Genomic DNA, 15,878 nt, shown 5'->3' with positions numbered 1-15,878 from the left:
GCATTCCTTGATAACGCCAGCCCAATACTGTGCCCGCATAGCATGGGTAACCCGCTCCATAAAGACATCACTCTCCTTTGTCAAGTCCCGAAAATCCCTGGACTTTACGGACTCATCTTGCCAGAGTATCTCTCTTTTTAACAGGTACGGATTATCGAGCGCTTACCTATATATTGAACTCCAGAAAAATAGAAAAAGTGTTGAACTTCCGATTCTGATATCGGAGGTTTAGCACCATTTTTTAACGTTAACTTCTAAAGTCAGGTATCTGCATATATTGCAGGTTATTGATATTGCCTGCCAGTTTATTAACTGTTTAGGAGAAACATAAGATTGAATAAATTTCAGTTGTTACTAATTAAACCTCACCGTTAAACAACAGTTCATCTTTCAGAAAGCGTCCAGTTACATGCAGGTTGCCGGCACACGCAGTCTTATTTCAGCCTTGCTGACACCTGTCATCAAATATTCATATCCTGTCATGATATCGTTATATTACTTGCAAGATCCTGGGCAAGGCCTGCATCAGGATGCATGATACTTCTGCAGAATCAATTCAGATGTCTTACGGTATGTATCCACCATTTCTGGAGTATCATCATAGTCAAAGATATGATCATACCGGTCAGCTTCATCTAGCATAGGAGGAGCATTATTCTCATCCATCTGCAAATAAGACGGCGTAAACGTATTCCCAGGCAGATGATATTTTCCAAAATATGTACTGACAGGATAATACGCATGATCAATCTCAGTAAACGGTGCTTTATTCAGAAATAATAGATATTCTTCACCCTTTTCCATGACAGTCTGTCCATCCAGCAGGCTCACATATCCATTCTGCCATAGCGCCAGATTATATACCTCAATCCTGTCATCATCGCTCAGATCAGCTCCCTTGAACACTTTTTGTATGGTACAGCTATTCACTACCCCCTGACCATAAACATAAAAATCACCGTCTGCCATTACCATGGCGATATAGTCACTCTCAGCTTCCAGGTCAGATATGCTTTCATTTACATCTGACGTAAGGATATCTTCTGCTTCATAAGAAGACAGCATCTCACGCATCGGAAGTAATCCAAACGCATACTGACGCTTATTGAACCAGCTCTCAGTATTAATCACTGCAGAATGGCGTAGTACTGCAGCACCGCACATACTCAATAGAACTACAGCACAATCAGCGATAATCAATATTTCTTTTATCGGGAAAGAACGCTTGTATTCCGACTCTTTCATAGTGATATTTCTCCCGTAATTGCACCTGCCTCAATGTGATACACAACATCGCAAAGCAGACCAAGATCCTCTTTACTGTGGGATGCAAGCAAAATCAGTTTTCCTTGCTTCTTCAACCGTCTGATCAGATTCCTGAAGATAACAACACCATCTTCATCTAACCCATTTGTAGGTTCATCCAGAAGAATCAGCTTCTGATCTTCCATATATGCCTGAGCAATGCGCAGCCGCTGCTTCATTCCCAGAGAATACTCTCTGTACTTTCTGTTCATTACGTCTGTCAGTCCCATTTCTTTCATCACATCTTCCATATGAGCACGATCTTTCGGATGATTGATCTCATACAGCATAGAAAGATTTTCAAGCCCAGACAGATTCGGATAGAAACCGGGTTCTTCCAGCAGCAGGCCAATCTGACGGAGGTCATAGTTTTCCTTCAATATGGAAACAGAGTCAATCAGCACATCGCCTTCCGTAGGAAAAATCAATGTCGTCATAGCACGAAACAGCATTGTCTTTCCAGACCCATTTCTTCCATACAAACCATATACTTTTCCACTTTCCAGTGAGAGATTGATATGGTTCAGTACATTTCTACCATTTAATACTTTTGTATAATTCCGGACATCCAGTTTCATTTATTCTCTCCTATTAAATCAAAACGAAGATACAGCATGCAGATCCAGCATATAAGAAGAATGGACAGAAAAACAGAAAACAGATTTACTGTAATGCTTTCAAAATAACCGATAAAAGGCATCCAGGCAAAATGAGGGATAAAATTTAAGAGCATTAAAATAGCAATCCAAAACATTAAAGCATAAATGTATTTCCCGGCATATATGGCTGCTCCAACCGTTGCCAGATCAAAAAGTGATAATTCTACAGCATATCCAGCCAGGATAACCATTTTCCCCGCAACCGGAACTAATCCCCCACGATACAGCAATTGTATCTGTACCCATCCTGTAAGCAAATGGTAGATTATCACGGACATCAGCCATCTGTACATTACTTGTCGCAGATATACACGACGGTTGCCGTAGCGCATATCAAAATTCGTTAACCTGTGAAACAAAAGATTTCCAAATTCCGCCGCACTGATAACAAATGGCAATGCCCAGATAATCAAAGCAGCAGGCCGCAGCCCATCCGCCGCCAATATGTCGTGCATATATTTTTCTCCATCTGTCTGTGCCAGAGACGGAACATATACACTTTTTAATAAACAAACAGCAATCACTTCTGATATCAGACGGATCAATGTCAAAGCATTAATCCTTCGAATCTGTGTTTTCCATGCAATAACCATAAGCAGCCTTTACTTTCAATGCCCATAAATACAGCAGCACAACTGCGAGCAGCATAATGACAGCCACACATGCATACATAGGAACCAAAGCCGGAAGAATAAACAATGAATGCATATCAAACAGTGCTTCTGTCCTGCCAGAACTATTCAAAGCAAGATCTGTGCATACACTGAGCCCGACATAGCCCAGCAGCACACCAACACGAGACGCAAGTCTTTGATGAAAATATGCTTCGGCAAGTCTGCTCACGCCATTAAATAACATCATCAGGACAACCATGTTAACAATGATTTCGATCATTAATACCCATGTACTCCCATCTTGTGGAAAATGCAGAAGTACAACAGGAATATGCAGACATACCGCCAGTGCCAGCATCAACAGCAGCTCACGCATAAAAATGTGCTTTTCACACAAATAAATATTTCTCATCCGCAAAATATAACCATAGGAATATGCTCTGAGACTGAACTGATAATCAGCGATCATAAAGAGAACCAACAGCAAATATCGGACCGTTGGAACACACAGCTTTCCAAGGTATTCATTATAAAATGAACTGCCAATATCCCGTCCAATCAGCCATCCCATAAACAAACAGCATATGCAGAAAATCCATATATATTCCTGCCGAAGGCGATATCTGATCATATGTCTCTTTTCTGTAATGGCCGCACAAGTAACAGAACACTCAAACAAAACAGGAAAAGCATCAGCACCGTATAACTGTCAGGGCGAAAATACACACTGAACACCTGCAAAAGCTGAATCAGTGACCAGCTCTGTGCATGAAACAGGTTAGCCAGCAATTCTGAAAAAATCAGCAAAATCAGCGGCATCAGATAAATTGCAAGCCGAAACCGTCTGGAAATATAGAAAGAAGCCGCATAGGAAAAACCGCTAAGCATACCCATCTCCAGACTGAACATCAGGGAAGCAGACAGTACAGCCTTTGCCGGTTCCGTTATCATCAACTTATTCAAATATAATCTGCTTACTCCCCTTATGGCAAATGGCATTTCCTGATTATAGGTCATACGATACCCACCACCATAACAACCTCTGAGAATCAGATAGTTAAGCAAAAGACCAGATATGGCAACTACAAACGACATTATAATAGACATAATAAATCTGCTTATGATAAGTTTTTTGCGATTCAGCCGCACCGCCAGCATCGTTTCCGTGCCTCTGTATTTTTCCTGCCAGTTACTGTCTGAAAGAATTAAGCCCAGAGCGATGGGTAGAATCAGAATCAGAAAACTATAAACATTCTGAAAAATATTAAACAAAATAAACAGATAATCGCCACTGAAGCCAGCGTCAGGCAGAACCTGGTTTGCCTGAACAGTATATACCGCATGAAAGCCGCCAATAAAAAGAGATACAAATAAAGCTACATAAAATTCATAACGATTAAAAATATACTTTATGCAGAACCTGAATTCTCTCATATTCTCTTTCGTTTTTTATGTATAAAGGCTGAAGTATATAGTCCCAGCCAAAAATACACCTTATCCTTTCAAAAATGCTGCCTTCATTATGAATAAAGGCGGCATTATTACTTACTAATTATCAGTGATAATTATAGGTGCCCTCGATTTGATTTGAATTTAAACTCCAGTTAAAATTCTGATATCTTGCCTGAACAGAGGTACCTTTGCCAAGGTTATATTCGTAGCTGTTGCTATACCACTGATTAACATTCCATACGACTTTAGAGCCTGTATAAGGTCCCCAGCTTCCATCAGCTTTTTTGGCTTTTACTTCGAACACAACCGCTTCAGGCGTTTTTAATGTCAGTTTTACTGAGCCATATCCAGCAGAATTACCTGTGATGCTTCCAGCGCTTATATCCTGCCATCCTTTTGCCGTAGGAACAGTTTGATTGATTGTAACAGAGCTGGAAAATATAGGAGTTAAATACAATGAAAAGCACGCAAACAATGCGACTGCGACAACAAATATTTTTTTGTTAATATTCTTCATATTTCCTCTTTTCTATTCTTCCATAATGAAAATCGTTGCAGAGTGAATACAGAAAATTATCCCAAAGGAATTATTTATTATCACCGTTTTTATACCTACCGTAATTCCCCATGCGACCAGTCCCCCAGTAAATTATTTCATTGATCTCTGTTTCTTCATTAATAAAATATCATATATATTAAGTGATTGCAACTATGCCAACTACCCACAGCCAAAGCTGCAGGCTTGAAGGAACATAGCCGGATACAGCTGACTCTTTTCTGGCAGCAGGTAAGTGGAGGTCTGTCTGCAAGCATACTGAAATGGCTCGTCTGATGGCATTGCGGGCGAAACCCGTCTTTAGAGCATAGCACCATGAATCTTTAGGAGTCCTTATTAGTCAAATCATTCATTCAACCCTATTTCATGGGCTCAGGACTTTGACAGTTTGCCTTCTGCTACTTTTCTTTAAAACCGCGAAATTCTTTTAATACTTCACTCTGTCTCATCTTAATTACCATCCTTTTACACAAAGAATGACAGTCAGCACGACTGGAGTGAGTGTACATGGTCTTGTACAGACACTCATTTTGGGTAAATTAAGCTATTGCAAAGCAAAAAAGCTCACCATATTTTAAAACGAGTGTTTTTAGACCAAAAGCCAACGTTATCCGTTAGCTTACTGACATTGGTGCAAGAGGCGTATTATTAATTATACTATGTGCGCAAATTTATTAATATGCTTTTTTTTGATAGAATTCACGCTATATTGTTAATAGACATAATATCAAAAGGAGGATCCAATATGCTTCAGTATTATCCTGCCAGGTACAAAAATGGAGACTAAGAATTTCATAAAGTTAGCTTTTCTAAAACGCGATGATTTTTTTACCATGCTATGAAAGGAGAATGACATGAAAAAAATTGCGAATATCATTCTGGCAACTATTATTGGCTTAACCATGGTTATGAAACCAGTCTCTGTTAATGCATCTTCTGAGTCAGGCGATCTTTCCTTAGAAGATAAATACTATCAAATTCTCGCAAGTCGGTTTGCAAAAGCACCACTCTTTTCCAATAATATTGGGGAAAGTAAACTGTATAGTTCCGATTTTTCTGTATTTAATTCCATAGTTACAAAACCTTCTGCTGAACTAATTGCAGAAAATCGTAATACTGGGGAGGCAATCATCCATGATACCAATAATGATTTACTGATTTATGCAGATATCATAGATGATTCTCAAATGACAATGATCGTTGAAGGAAATAAATATACAATTATTGCGGATGAAAATGATATATATTGTATCTCTCAATATGGCGAATCGCTAAAGGTTATGGAATATACGCCTGATATTCCTTCAACAGAAAGCCTTAATAAATCAGAAGCAATTGTAGCTTCATCCGGATCGTGGATTTTAATGGCACAACATATTAAGGGAACAAATACATTACTCTTGCAAGCAATATCGGAAATCGCAACTATTGGAGGAACTATATCCTGGTTATGCAGTAATAGTTTATTTGGAGCAATATTCAATATTTTAGGAGTATTCTCTTATGTTGGTCAAAAGATGACAGTAACACTGTATACTGATTATGACCGGTATTATAAGTCAGATTGCACAACGTATTTCAAAGATTATGTGCGTTTCTACCAATATAATAACTACACCGGATACGTCGGAGCAGGAAACAGTTACTTCCATTCTGTCAGGCCTGATTATGCCGGTCAAAACTGCATGGCTTATGCTTAAAACCTTATGAAAAAGAAGAAGCTGTTCTGGGTAATCATTCTGATCATCTTGTTTACACTGGCTCTGACCATCAATATGCATGCCGTCAATGAGACATTCAGGGATATTCTGGTCTATACGCTTGGCCCGGCTTCCATCATTCTCATGCTGTGGTATGTACGCATTGACAAAGAAAGCACGCTGGACGAGAAGAAGGCACAGCGCATCATACAGATTGCATATTCCTGCAGTATGATCCTTTTGATCCTGCTGGCTGCGTCTTATTATTCTTAACTTTCCGACTTCCATATCTGTAAAGGCATGCGATCCGCAGATCAGGCAGATTGTCTGATCTGCTTTTTCATGTCCTCAGCATAAAATCCATCATCACAATCGGGTTCAGCGGATATCCCTGATCATCGGATGATCATTGTTCCTGGTGTCAAACACACGGATTTCGCAATTATGCGGTTTAGGCCGCCACATGATGCCTTTGGGGCTGTGCCTGAGATAGCCGCATAATGTACGCATAATGCCGCCATGGCAGACAACCAGCACATTGTCATAGTCTTTCTGTTCAAGATCCTGCAGGAAGGAGGAACTGCGGGCAATCATAGAGGAAAGCGGCTCTACGGTTGCAGGCGACGGCAGAAATTCCGGCAGAAGCCAGTAGAATGTCATCTTTGGCCCAAGCAGCTCATACCGGTGCAGTTCATATCTGCCAAAATCCACCTCAATCAGGCGGTCATCCACAATGATTTCATCCTCCGGGACATTGCCAATAATACTGGCCGTCTTTTTCGCTCTCTGCAAAGGACTGGCATAAACGGCATCAAAATGCATATCGCCAATCTTTGCCCTGGCCTCTTCTGCCTGCTGGATGCCTCTTTCATTCAGCGGCGCATCCGTTCTGCCCTGCATCAGATGTTTTTTATTAAAGTCTGTCTGACCATGTCGTGTAATCCAGATCTTCATATCTCCTTCTCCTGCGTCTATTTCATGATACTACAGCTTGGGACTTTGACAGTTTGCTTTGAATAGAATTTCTCGAAGCTTTTATGTTGTATTTATGTTGTATATGTTATGTGTTTTATGGTGCAATATCCTGTAGAAGGTATGCAGGCATGAAACTTTACTATGATAAGCGTTTGAAAGATCCAACCTACTATGATCAGATGGGTTTCCGTACCACAGACGGCAAATCAACTACCAAGAATGTGAAAAAGCTGGGCAAGCATTCTGAGCTTCTCAAGATTACTGATGATCCCGTTGCTTACTGCAAGCAGCTGATCGCCAGGATGAATGAAGATTCCAGGCAGGGAAAAGAGTCTGTTCAGATCTCTGTTGATCTCAACGAAAAAGTTGACCAGACTTCCGATGACGCCTCCCGCTCTTCTCTGAAGAACATTGGCTACTTTTATCTTCAGTACATTTACAATCAGCTGCGCCTGAATGAGTTTTTCAACATTCATACAGCAGATCGGCGTGATACGTTCGACTATAACCAGATCAATAAGTTCCTTACATACAGCAGAATTCTGGATCCCTGCTCCAAGTATGGCACGTGTGATCATCTGGATTCCTTCTTTGAGCAGCCTGACATCCAGTATCATCAGATCCTGCGCTTTCTTGATATTCTGGAGAACAATACCGACGCTTATCTTGAATGGCTGTATCATAACAGCAGCCAGGTCATTCCCCGTGATTCTTCTGTGGTCTACTATGACTGCACCAATTTCTACTGTGAGACCGAGCAGGATGATGAAGACATCTTCGATGAAGTGACAGGAGAATTGCTGTCCTACGGGCTTCGAAAATATGGTGTCAGTAAAGAGCACCGTCCCAATCCGATTGTGGAAATGGGACTGCTCATGGACAAGCGCGGTATTCCGATCACGATGTGCCTGCATTCCGGCAACACCAGTGAGCAGGTTACTGCAGTACCATTGGAGAAGAAGATCCTGCCGGCTCTTGAGAAATCCAGCATCATCTACTGTGCAGATGCCGGACTTGGCTCCTACAATATCCGTCAGTTCAATGCGATGGGCGGCAGATCCTTCATTGTAACGCAGTCAGTAAAGAAGCTTTCTGAAGAAGTGAAGGCTGTTGTCTTCAACGATAAAAACTACAGGCTCCTGTCAAATGACAAACCTGTAACGATCAGCTTCATGAAAAAGTTTAACCACCGCAATCCTGAGAATCTGGCTCTGTACAATGACACTGCATACAAAGTTATTCCAGCAAACAAAGCAATTGATCTTGGACTGTTTGAATACAAGAAGTTACAGAACGGAAGTTCCCGCAAAGTCAAAGCCAAGGGAACTCTGGAGCAGTTTGTAATCATCACCTTCTCCAGGAAAATGATGGAGTACCAGCGGACCGTACGAAACAGACAGATTGAGCGTGCAAAGCAAATGATCAAGATGAAGGATCCGGAAGAAATCAAGAAAGGTCCGAATGACGTCCGGCGTTTCCTGAAGCGTATCGCCAGGGACAAGGACGGAAAGGAAGCAGAAGTAAGCTATGATCTGGATCAGGCAAGAATCGATGAAGAAGAGAAGTACGATGGCTACTATGCCGTTGCGGCGAATCTGACAGATGCCAATGTGAAAGATGTACTGAACATTATGCACAAGCGCTACATGATTGAAGACTGTTTCAGAGTGATGAAGACAAACTTTGGATCAAGGCCTGTGTACCACAGTGCACAGAGAAGAATCAAAGCACATTTCCTGGTGTGCTACACAGCTCTGCTTGTCTATCGTCTGCTGAGCTGCAGCCTGGATGACAGAGGCACACACATCACGGCCAGAAATCTGATTACCACACTGAAGAATATGAATGTCGCAGATGATGGAATGTACTATCTTTCAACCTACAAAGGAAGTAAAACACTGGATGCCCTCGAGAACTATACAAATGCAGGATTAGACAAGAAGAGATACAAGGCCGGTTTCCTCAGAAAAAAATTCAAAAAGACGTCCGGATAGGCCCCTACATACTACAAAAATCAAAACGCAAAAAGTGCTGGAAAATCCAATATTCATCGGAATTTCTAGCACTTTCATTACTTCAAACTGTCAAAGTTGGGTTATTAATATATCAATTTTTCACTACGATTCAAATAATTAAGAACGTTCTATCACCTAACCAATAGAAAAGCGCCCATCTCTGGACGCCTCATTACAATTCTGTTCAAAATAAAGATAGCTGGTGGGGCCGTCATCCATGTCTAAGCATGGCCATCCCACATACTGCCTTTTCAGGTGGTAGACGAGACGGTTTTTTCTACTTCAGCTATCTCTCCAATTAATATAGCATCTTATTCATCTTTTTCATCAATTATTCTCTTCATTCTCCTAAGTTTAATGTATATCAGCCAGTAACAAAGCTGGAGACAGTGTCAGGAAAAAACAGCTCTTTTCCGTAACTTTGCGCGGATTGCTTTGCAGAATGTCCGAAAACGGTTTAAATAAAGGCTTTTTGGCAAAATGCTATAACTCCGTTTAAGGATCCAGAAAGTCTGGCAGCTCTCTGTGAAGCCTGTGGCAGCAAGGATTTGTGCACTTCAGCCGCCGCATGAGATAGGCGCTTCTTTTATCGGTGTAATAGCGTCCATAACGCTTTACTGAATCTAGATAGACCAGTTCATGGCTGAATACAGGGCAAGGAACAGTTTCATTACTCTCGACCAAAAAGAGTTTCTGACTTTTCGTTGCCGTCCTTATCTTTTTTGACTATTTTCTTTATTTCAACAAGCTCGTAATCTGTTATACGAATCACGGTTTGGTGATCAGCCTCAGAGAGTATTATCCGCAAGATAACAAAAGACTCTGAGGTTTTTTCCTTTCTAACTGGTGACATTATAAAAAGCAGATCAGTGACAATCAATCTGATCTGCGGATGGTCATTTCATGAGAGGCGTAACAATTTGAGTTAAAAGATATTCTGCTATAACGGATGCTTAAATATCAAAGTCTAAATACCGTCGACAATATCCAATAATCTATCAATCGGAATCTCATGAGCAAACCACATATTCACCAGCTTGCGAATTCGAAAAGCCTCTCTAAATGACTCGATAATCGGTGCGCCTTTCTTTGCAATATGTACAGATTCAATGATCGCGTCTCCAATAGTAATATGATTTTTCATATCATTATCCTCCTGAGATCAGGATATCATGCCAAAAAATGAGAATGGTCTCCAGTTTGTCGCTAGTTTGTTCCAATTAATTGTGGAAAAAACGTATTTATCCCCAATTCATCAACATGCTTAATCATCCTAGTCAAAACTGCTATTCCCATGCAGTCGTTTCCTTATCACCTCAATTCAAATATCTTCATCAATATCAATCTCATCGTTTTGAAGATCCCCTGAATGTAAATGCCTTTCAGATCCTTTCGCCTTAAAACTTCTCTTTGATTTCTTTTGACCAACCTTACCAGCACCTGCTCTAGAAGTAATTTCATTTTCTTTCTCACAGCTTGCGTTTTCGATTACTTCACCAGTTTCAGAATCATATTCTGTCTGCTGATCATTCTTACGTTTCGGAGCATTCTCTGTCAATGAACTATCTTCAAATTGGTGCATTTCAACCTCGCAATTCCGTTCACTACTATGCTGAGGATTCTTCATTCTTTCATAATCAGCCATCAAACTGAATTCTGTATATCTCTGCAACTTTGAGATTGGTCTACCGTGTCTGTCTGCCTGATAATATGGATAATCATTCGATTTCTTTAATGCTTTTGCAAAGACATATCTGTCAAATGCAAGATACCTCGTCAGATATGGCATCTTTCTCTGACGCAGCACCAATGCCTCAGACATGGATAAATGCTGAAGCCGGTCTGGAGTAATGACCGGGATAGTATCAAAACACTGCTTCTCTTTGTTCCATACCTTCTGCTGCCCTGCTCTTTCAGATATTTCTTTCAGTGTAGAAGGTGTCTCCGCAAGCAGATAAACAGTATTCATGATATTGCCTTTGATTGTTCTGGACTCCTCTTTTCCATACGTCTGATCTAACTGCGAATATTCCTGTATAACAAAGTGCCAGCGCACACCGCGATATCTTGATGCTGCAAGCTTTGAATTGATATCACCTACCGCCGGAGAAATGCCAAACTCGTCCCAGATAATATCAAAAGGGATTGGCAACCGCTGCTTCGGATAGTTTCTGGAAAAATCCACCATTTCCTGATAGAGCTGAGAGACAAAGATCGAAACAAATGGATGGAACAGCTTCTTCTCGTCGTTTACAATCATGAAAACTGCAGTCTTCCTGGCAAAGATACCATGGAAGGAAAAGGTGGTTCTGGAAGTCATCTGCTTTACCCGTTCGCTGATCATCCCGATCTGCATTTTATCTGCGAACGTTGACATAACAGATCCACGTTCCTCTGCTCCCATATAGCAGATTGGATTCAGTTTCTCTGCGGAACGATCAACTGATCGCTTTGTCATGCCGATCCACCACTGAATCAGGAAAATGCGGTTTGTTCCATCGATATCAACAGGTGTAAATCCGTCTGTCCGTAGTGCCTGGATATTAGGAAAAGAAATGACATCTTCCGGCAGTCGGCAAAGATTGTCCTTCTCATCAAGATATTCATATTCAAGCAGAAATGAAATCAGACCGTCCATCAGATACTGTGCCTGTTTCCACCAGTGCTCATCTTTGGCATTCTTATCCTCACATAACATCCGACAGATATCTTCAAGCTTGATATGTGCATCTGAAAAATCAGGCCGCGGGAAATCTTCTCTGTCCTCAATATTCCAGATAACCTGCATCTTCTTTTTCATCGCTTCTGTTGCTTCATCCATAGATAAGGCACGGCTTGGATCTCTGGGATTCATCTGCTTGATCACTTCAAATGCTGAAATTGTTTTGGCAAGCTGATGCAGCATATCCTTTTTTGCATCGATATATGATTTCATCAGAGCTTTATCTTTCCAAGCATCAGGATTATCAATTGTTCTGGCCTGTTCCCTCCGGTATTCCTGATACACTGTCCCAAAGGGATTCCAGCATTCTGATTTATTGGAGTCAACAAAGTTCAGAACGATAACGTTGTACCCCTTTTTCTTAAACATCGGCGCAAACATAGGAGTCAACTCGCCTTTGATATCATTGATAAAGGCAGAGGTATTAGCCATGAGCACTGTCATGATGAAGATCATGATTGTACTGAATGTCTTTCCAGAGTTTGTGGTACCTACAATCAGAGAATGATTATCTCCTGGTTCCACCCAGATCTTTCTGCTGCTTGTGATGATAGGCAGACCTGCTCTTCTGCAGTCTGGAACACCATTGATTTTCTGATAATGCAGCTCATTGAACTTTCTGCTGTCAGGCTGCTTGGTAATCATGATCCATTGATTCCACTTATGTTTAAACGGGTTAAAAACAAGGTCACAGTAGTCTCGGATATGAAACCTGCAGAACAGAGCAAATGCTCCTGCACAGCCGCCAATGATTCCACCATAAACAAACCACGGTATCGTATTGACTGCCATATGAAATTCTGGCTTGGCAAGCCTTATCAGCAGCTCAATCAGATCCAATATCAACAAAGCAGCAGCCATTAGCTGCACAATAACCAGGATATTACCAATGATGAATTCCATATGATGCATTGGATAGCTGTATGACTTATACAGATCATCGTTTTCTGCATGCGCATTGAACTGGAAGCGCTGCAGACCTTTCTTTGCTTCATGGTGCGATGCAAGGTGGCTGTATTGGGCTTTCTCATCTTTTGTCAGCGCACGCTTTGCAGCTCTGTTTTTCCTGCTGCTGGAAGGCATCAGAAGAGACAGCACCATCACGATGTAGCTGGTAAAGATAACGATTGTAGCCAGCTTAAAGTAGTTATTATTGCCCTGCCACCACATGATCCGATAGTCAAAGCAGATCCGATTAGCAGCCTGCATTGCTGACAGATCTTTGTTAAACGACAAGTAGTATGCCAACTGCATTGCCAGGAAATAACAGATCACAATATAAAAAATGCTGCCGATCAGCAGCAGAAACTTCTTCATTCAATCAACCATCCTTCTTTTCATCTACTAAGGCCTCATACCTGAGTCCCATTTCCATTTTCTCTTTTAATCACATTTTCCGTCTGCTCAGCTATTTCTTCAGCACCCTGTTCTTTTCGCTCAGAATAGACAATCCGTGTTTGATTATGTGCAAATGCAGACAACTGGTCATGGACATCTCTGGTTTCTGCATTAATACTTCTGTGGGCACTATGAAGCAGACTGGGACTGATCCGCACCTGCATTGTATGGTACATACGCTTTGGAATACCAAAAGACATCCGCTGATAATTGCGGATGTGCCTTGCCTGTTTAACACCCTTTTTCTCTGCATTGTGAAGATGATGCACTCCGTTATTTCTAATGGAATCGTCCTCACTCATCAAGCAGCAGACACCTTTCAGAAATTCATCAAAGCCAGTATTTCCAAGCTGATCAGACAGCTTTTCAGCATGATTCAGCTCACTATGCTGCAGTGCTTCTACAACTGCCTTCTGTGGTGCTGTTAATACAGATTCATCTGTTTCTTTCAATACCACATCTGCAATATCTGATCCATGGCTTGTCTTCCATGCGTCTTGCTTAGCCTTCAGAGTCTGGAAAATCTCCTTGGAGTTTTTATATTCCTGCAGTACATCATTTGCAATCTGCACTCTAAGCTTATGATCTTCCGCGTCAAACATATGGGAGATCTTTTCATTGCCGGCATCATTCAACACTTGATCAAGCCGCTGCAGATTAGATACAAATTCTTCATAGTCAGCACGGACAGACTCTGTATTCAGAATCTCATCGACAATACTGGCCAGTTGCTTTCGAAATGGGATCATCATGGATGAGTTGTACTGCAGTCGGCCTTTTTCAGGTAGCTGCGTATACAGGCTCGCAATACTTTCAATGGTTTTGTAATCCAGCGTTTCGGCTCTCTTTACAACACCTTGCCTCAGCGGTGTAATTCTTTGCAGATCATCATCTGCATTTCTTCCATACATTTCCATGTATTTCTTTCTGGCGGATATCTGAGAAATGAAGACTCGCTTCAGTGCACCAATTTCTTTGCCGGTAAACTTTCCTCTGTCACGCCGATGTTCTTTTTCCAGAAACGTAATATGCATGTGGGGATGTTTTGTGTTGGTATGGTAGTCTTCCCACCAAATCATATTGGACGGATCCAAATGCATCTCTTTGAATGATTTATACAGGCACTGCTGCGTCAGGCGGGCAAAATCATTCTGATCATTCAGGCCATAGTCCTTCAGCAGATCATAGTTATCCAATGAAACTACAACTGTCCAGGCAAGATCGCCAGGCTTGGAAAATGATGCCATGGACCGTTCAATCCATGCTTTTCTTTCTTCCTCTGTATAGATTTTGCCATCATTGGTCATCGTGAAATACTTGCCCTGATTAGACGAGTGTTCTGTTGCATGGCCACGGGATGTGTAGCCGACAAAGGAGCCATTATTCTCATTATTTTTCTGATCCTTCTGTTCCTGACCCGGAATACTTTCGTCAAAATTCACGGAATCCTTAGTTGCATTCTTACGTCCGGTATATTTAACAAAACCTCCAAACAACGATGATGTAGTTACAATACCCTTAAAACCAGAATTGGATGGCGCATGCTGGCCATACTGGAGAAATGCAACGTCCACAATTATCTCAGCATGTGCCATGCGCTTGCTGATCATCCTTTACTGCAATTCTGGGAATTTCTGCCAGCACGATGGAATCCGACTGTTGCAGGGAGTTATCTATTGTGCACTTTTCTTCATCATCACTCCTTTCTGAACTGGTAAGATCACCCCAGATTCGTTCTACTTCTTCCTCACGTTTTCTAAGCTTCTTCATGTCAGAAATCTGATTTGTAAGAGCGATCTTTCTTTCCTGCAGTGTATCAAGCTTCTTCTGATTCTCATTCAGCTTTCTTTCAAGCTGTGCAATTCTAGTATCAATCTTTTTGATATACATGATTATTTGTTTCCTTTCATTTCATCTTGAACTCTCTCATCCACAATCTTTTCAAACACAGTTTCTTCATCCAAATATCGTCTGATCCTTTCCGGATCTGTCACTGTGTTCCAATCGTTATCGACCAAAAACATTTTCCAAAGCAGCAGATTTTTCACTGCGTATCTCTGCAAATGCTCATCAATTTCACTCGTTCTGCCGGCAATCACTGCATACTGTTTCTTGAAATAATCATCCAGCAATGTCTCCATCTCTATGCGCATCATATCCAGAAATGCATTCTGTGCTTTTCCATTGGAATGAGCAGCATAGTACTGCCGGATGGCCTGACGAATGATCTGTGTTCTGTTCATTGGTTCTCTGTTTTCTGATGCAGAAGACAATGCATCTTCCCTCTCCAGATCACTCAGCATTTCATCTATATTGTCATCAATTCTTAAACTTATCTTCTTCATGCGTTCTCCATAAAAGAGTAGGCGACAGAGTTAACTTCTGCCGCCCCTCATCAAACCGTACGTGCGCTTCTAACGCATACGGCTTTCCTTTCCGGTTTCATTGTTACAGTAAGATGGTAAAAAGACAATTAAAGTTA

At 41.3% G+C, this 15,878-nt stretch carries 16 protein-coding genes; 3 read left to right on the top strand and 13 right to left on the bottom strand.

The window, feature by feature from the left end; genetic code table 11:
- Nucleotides 1–525: 525 nt before the first annotated feature.
- The 6 genes from MOZ60_RS10095 to MOZ60_RS10070 all read right to left on the bottom strand — a co-directional run bounded on the left by MOZ60_RS10095 (nucleotide 526) and on the right by MOZ60_RS10070 (nucleotide 4,547).
- Nucleotides 526–1,245 (bottom strand): hypothetical protein, encoded by a 720-nt coding sequence (locus tag MOZ60_RS10095; protein ID WP_370596570.1) that lies wholly within the window; start codon nucleotides 1,243–1,245, stop codon nucleotides 526–528.
- Nucleotides 1,242–1,883 carry an ABC transporter ATP-binding protein gene (locus tag MOZ60_RS10090; RefSeq protein WP_370596569.1) on the bottom strand — a complete coding sequence of 214 codons (642 nt, stop codon included), beginning with the start codon at nucleotides 1,881–1,883 and terminating at the stop codon, nucleotides 1,242–1,244. Before MOZ60_RS10090 ends, MOZ60_RS10095 begins: the two co-directional genes overlap by 4 nt.
- Entirely contained in the window at nucleotides 1,880–2,557 is a 678-nt protein-coding gene (locus MOZ60_RS10085; protein WP_370596568.1) for a hypothetical protein, read from the bottom strand. Before MOZ60_RS10085 ends, MOZ60_RS10090 begins: the two co-directional genes overlap by 4 nt.
- On the bottom strand, nucleotides 2,520–2,954 hold the full coding sequence (locus MOZ60_RS10080) for a hypothetical protein (RefSeq protein ID WP_370596567.1): 435 nt from the start codon (nucleotides 2,952–2,954) through the stop codon (nucleotides 2,520–2,522). Before MOZ60_RS10080 ends, MOZ60_RS10085 begins: the two co-directional genes overlap by 38 nt.
- A 251-nt stretch (nucleotides 2,955–3,205) precedes the next feature.
- On the bottom strand, nucleotides 3,206–4,012 hold the full coding sequence (locus MOZ60_RS10075) for a hypothetical protein (RefSeq protein ID WP_370596566.1): 807 nt from the start codon (nucleotides 4,010–4,012) through the stop codon (nucleotides 3,206–3,208).
- 121 nt (nucleotides 4,013–4,133) lie between these two features.
- Nucleotides 4,134–4,547 carry a hypothetical protein gene (locus MOZ60_RS10070; protein WP_370596565.1) on the bottom strand — a complete coding sequence of 138 codons (414 nt, stop codon included), beginning with the start codon at nucleotides 4,545–4,547 and terminating at the stop codon, nucleotides 4,134–4,136.
- Between the two features lie 893 nt (nucleotides 4,548–5,440).
- On the opposite strand from MOZ60_RS10070, the gene MOZ60_RS10065 reads away from it, so the two are divergent.
- Both MOZ60_RS10065 and MOZ60_RS10060 read left to right on the top strand, forming a co-directional pair.
- A complete protein-coding gene (locus tag MOZ60_RS10065) occupies nucleotides 5,441–6,286 on the top strand; it encodes a hypothetical protein (RefSeq protein ID WP_370596564.1) in 846 nt (281 codons plus the stop codon).
- Between the two features lie 6 nt (nucleotides 6,287–6,292).
- Nucleotides 6,293–6,559: a hypothetical protein gene (locus tag MOZ60_RS10060; RefSeq protein WP_370596563.1), complete on the top strand. Its 267-nt coding sequence runs from the start codon at nucleotides 6,293–6,295 to the stop codon at nucleotides 6,557–6,559.
- 105 nt (nucleotides 6,560–6,664) lie between these two features.
- On the opposite strand, the gene MOZ60_RS10055 is transcribed toward MOZ60_RS10060, so the two are convergent.
- The gene (locus tag MOZ60_RS10055; protein ID WP_370596562.1) at nucleotides 6,665–7,240 is read right to left on the bottom strand and encodes a histidine phosphatase family protein; all 576 of its coding nucleotides are present in this window, start codon (nucleotides 7,238–7,240) and stop codon (nucleotides 6,665–6,667) included.
- 149 nt (nucleotides 7,241–7,389) lie between these two features.
- Between MOZ60_RS10055 and MOZ60_RS10050 the strand changes: the two genes are divergently transcribed.
- Nucleotides 7,390–9,255 carry an IS1634 family transposase gene (locus MOZ60_RS10050; RefSeq protein WP_370596561.1) on the top strand — a complete coding sequence of 622 codons (1,866 nt, stop codon included), beginning with the start codon at nucleotides 7,390–7,392 and terminating at the stop codon, nucleotides 9,253–9,255.
- 516 nt (nucleotides 9,256–9,771) lie between these two features.
- On the opposite strand, the gene MOZ60_RS11590 is transcribed toward MOZ60_RS10050, so the two are convergent.
- The 6 genes from MOZ60_RS11590 to MOZ60_RS10025 all read right to left on the bottom strand — a co-directional run bounded on the left by MOZ60_RS11590 (nucleotide 9,772) and on the right by MOZ60_RS10025 (nucleotide 15,741).
- Nucleotides 9,772–9,960, bottom strand: coding sequence for a DUF6431 domain-containing protein (locus tag MOZ60_RS11590; protein WP_371832658.1), 189 nt, complete (start codon nucleotides 9,958–9,960; stop codon nucleotides 9,772–9,774).
- Between the two features lie 283 nt (nucleotides 9,961–10,243).
- On the bottom strand, nucleotides 10,244–10,420 hold the full coding sequence (locus tag MOZ60_RS10045; RefSeq protein WP_277655521.1) for a hypothetical protein: 177 nt from the start codon (nucleotides 10,418–10,420) through the stop codon (nucleotides 10,244–10,246).
- A gap of 177 nt (nucleotides 10,421–10,597) precedes the next feature.
- On the bottom strand, nucleotides 10,598–13,315 hold the full coding sequence (locus MOZ60_RS10040) for a type IV secretory system conjugative DNA transfer family protein (protein ID WP_370596560.1): 2,718 nt from the start codon (nucleotides 13,313–13,315) through the stop codon (nucleotides 10,598–10,600).
- A 35-nt stretch (nucleotides 13,316–13,350) separates the two neighbouring features.
- Entirely contained in the window at nucleotides 13,351–14,991 is a 1,641-nt protein-coding gene (gene mobL / locus MOZ60_RS10035) for a relaxase MobL (RefSeq protein ID WP_370596559.1), read from the bottom strand.
- A complete protein-coding gene (locus MOZ60_RS10030; RefSeq protein WP_370596558.1) occupies nucleotides 14,978–15,286 on the bottom strand; it encodes a hypothetical protein in 309 nt (102 codons plus the stop codon). The genes mobL and MOZ60_RS10030 overlap by 14 nt, the downstream gene beginning before the upstream one ends.
- Before the next feature lie 2 nt (nucleotides 15,287–15,288).
- The gene (locus MOZ60_RS10025) at nucleotides 15,289–15,741 is read right to left on the bottom strand and encodes a hypothetical protein (RefSeq protein WP_370596557.1); all 453 of its coding nucleotides are present in this window, start codon (nucleotides 15,739–15,741) and stop codon (nucleotides 15,289–15,291) included.
- Nucleotides 15,742–15,878: the final 137 nt, after the last annotated feature.

Source organism: Grylomicrobium aquisgranense (assembly GCF_033971865.1).
Lineage (GTDB): Bacteria > Bacillota_I > Bacilli_A > Erysipelotrichales > Erysipelotrichaceae > Bulleidia > Bulleidia massiliensis.
Note: the sequence above shows the minus strand (reverse complement) of the source record. Positions and strands in the feature narration are given on the sequence as shown.

Excerpts from the sequence above, each read along its gene's own strand:
- MOZ60_RS10065 (WP_370596564.1), top strand. The coding sequence starts at position 5,441 with ATGAAAAAAATTGCGAATATCATTCTGGCAACTATTATTGGCTTAACC.
- MOZ60_RS10080 (WP_370596567.1), bottom strand. The coding sequence starts at position 2,954 with ATGCGTGAGCTGCTGTTGATGCTGGCACTGGCGGTATGTCTGCATATT.
- MOZ60_RS10075 (WP_370596566.1), bottom strand. The coding sequence starts at position 4,012 with ATGAGAGAATTCAGGTTCTGCATAAAGTATATTTTTAATCGTTATGAA.
- MOZ60_RS10030 (WP_370596558.1), bottom strand. The coding sequence starts at position 15,286 with ATGTATATCAAAAAGATTGATACTAGAATTGCACAGCTTGAAAGAAAG.
- MOZ60_RS10025 (WP_370596557.1), bottom strand. The coding sequence starts at position 15,741 with ATGAAGAAGATAAGTTTAAGAATTGATGACAATATAGATGAAATGCTG.
- MOZ60_RS10055 (WP_370596562.1), bottom strand. The coding sequence starts at position 7,240 with ATGAAGATCTGGATTACACGACATGGTCAGACAGACTTTAATAAAAAA.
- mobL (WP_370596559.1), bottom strand. The coding sequence starts at position 14,991 with ATGGCACATGCTGAGATAATTGTGGACGTTGCATTTCTCCAGTATGGC.
- MOZ60_RS10045 (WP_277655521.1), bottom strand. The coding sequence starts at position 10,420 with ATGAAAAATCATATTACTATTGGAGACGCGATCATTGAATCTGTACAT.
- MOZ60_RS10070 (WP_370596565.1), bottom strand. The coding sequence starts at position 4,547 with ATGAAGAATATTAACAAAAAAATATTTGTTGTCGCAGTCGCATTGTTT.
- MOZ60_RS10060 (WP_370596563.1), top strand. The coding sequence starts at position 6,293 with ATGAAAAAGAAGAAGCTGTTCTGGGTAATCATTCTGATCATCTTGTTT.
- MOZ60_RS10085 (WP_370596568.1), bottom strand. The coding sequence starts at position 2,557 with ATGGTTATTGCATGGAAAACACAGATTCGAAGGATTAATGCTTTGACA.
- MOZ60_RS10040 (WP_370596560.1), bottom strand. The coding sequence starts at position 13,315 with ATGAAGAAGTTTCTGCTGCTGATCGGCAGCATTTTTTATATTGTGATC.
- MOZ60_RS10050 (WP_370596561.1), top strand. The coding sequence starts at position 7,390 with ATGAAACTTTACTATGATAAGCGTTTGAAAGATCCAACCTACTATGAT.
- MOZ60_RS10095 (WP_370596570.1), bottom strand. The coding sequence starts at position 1,245 with ATGAAAGAGTCGGAATACAAGCGTTCTTTCCCGATAAAAGAAATATTG.
- MOZ60_RS10090 (WP_370596569.1), bottom strand. The coding sequence starts at position 1,883 with ATGAAACTGGATGTCCGGAATTATACAAAAGTATTAAATGGTAGAAAT.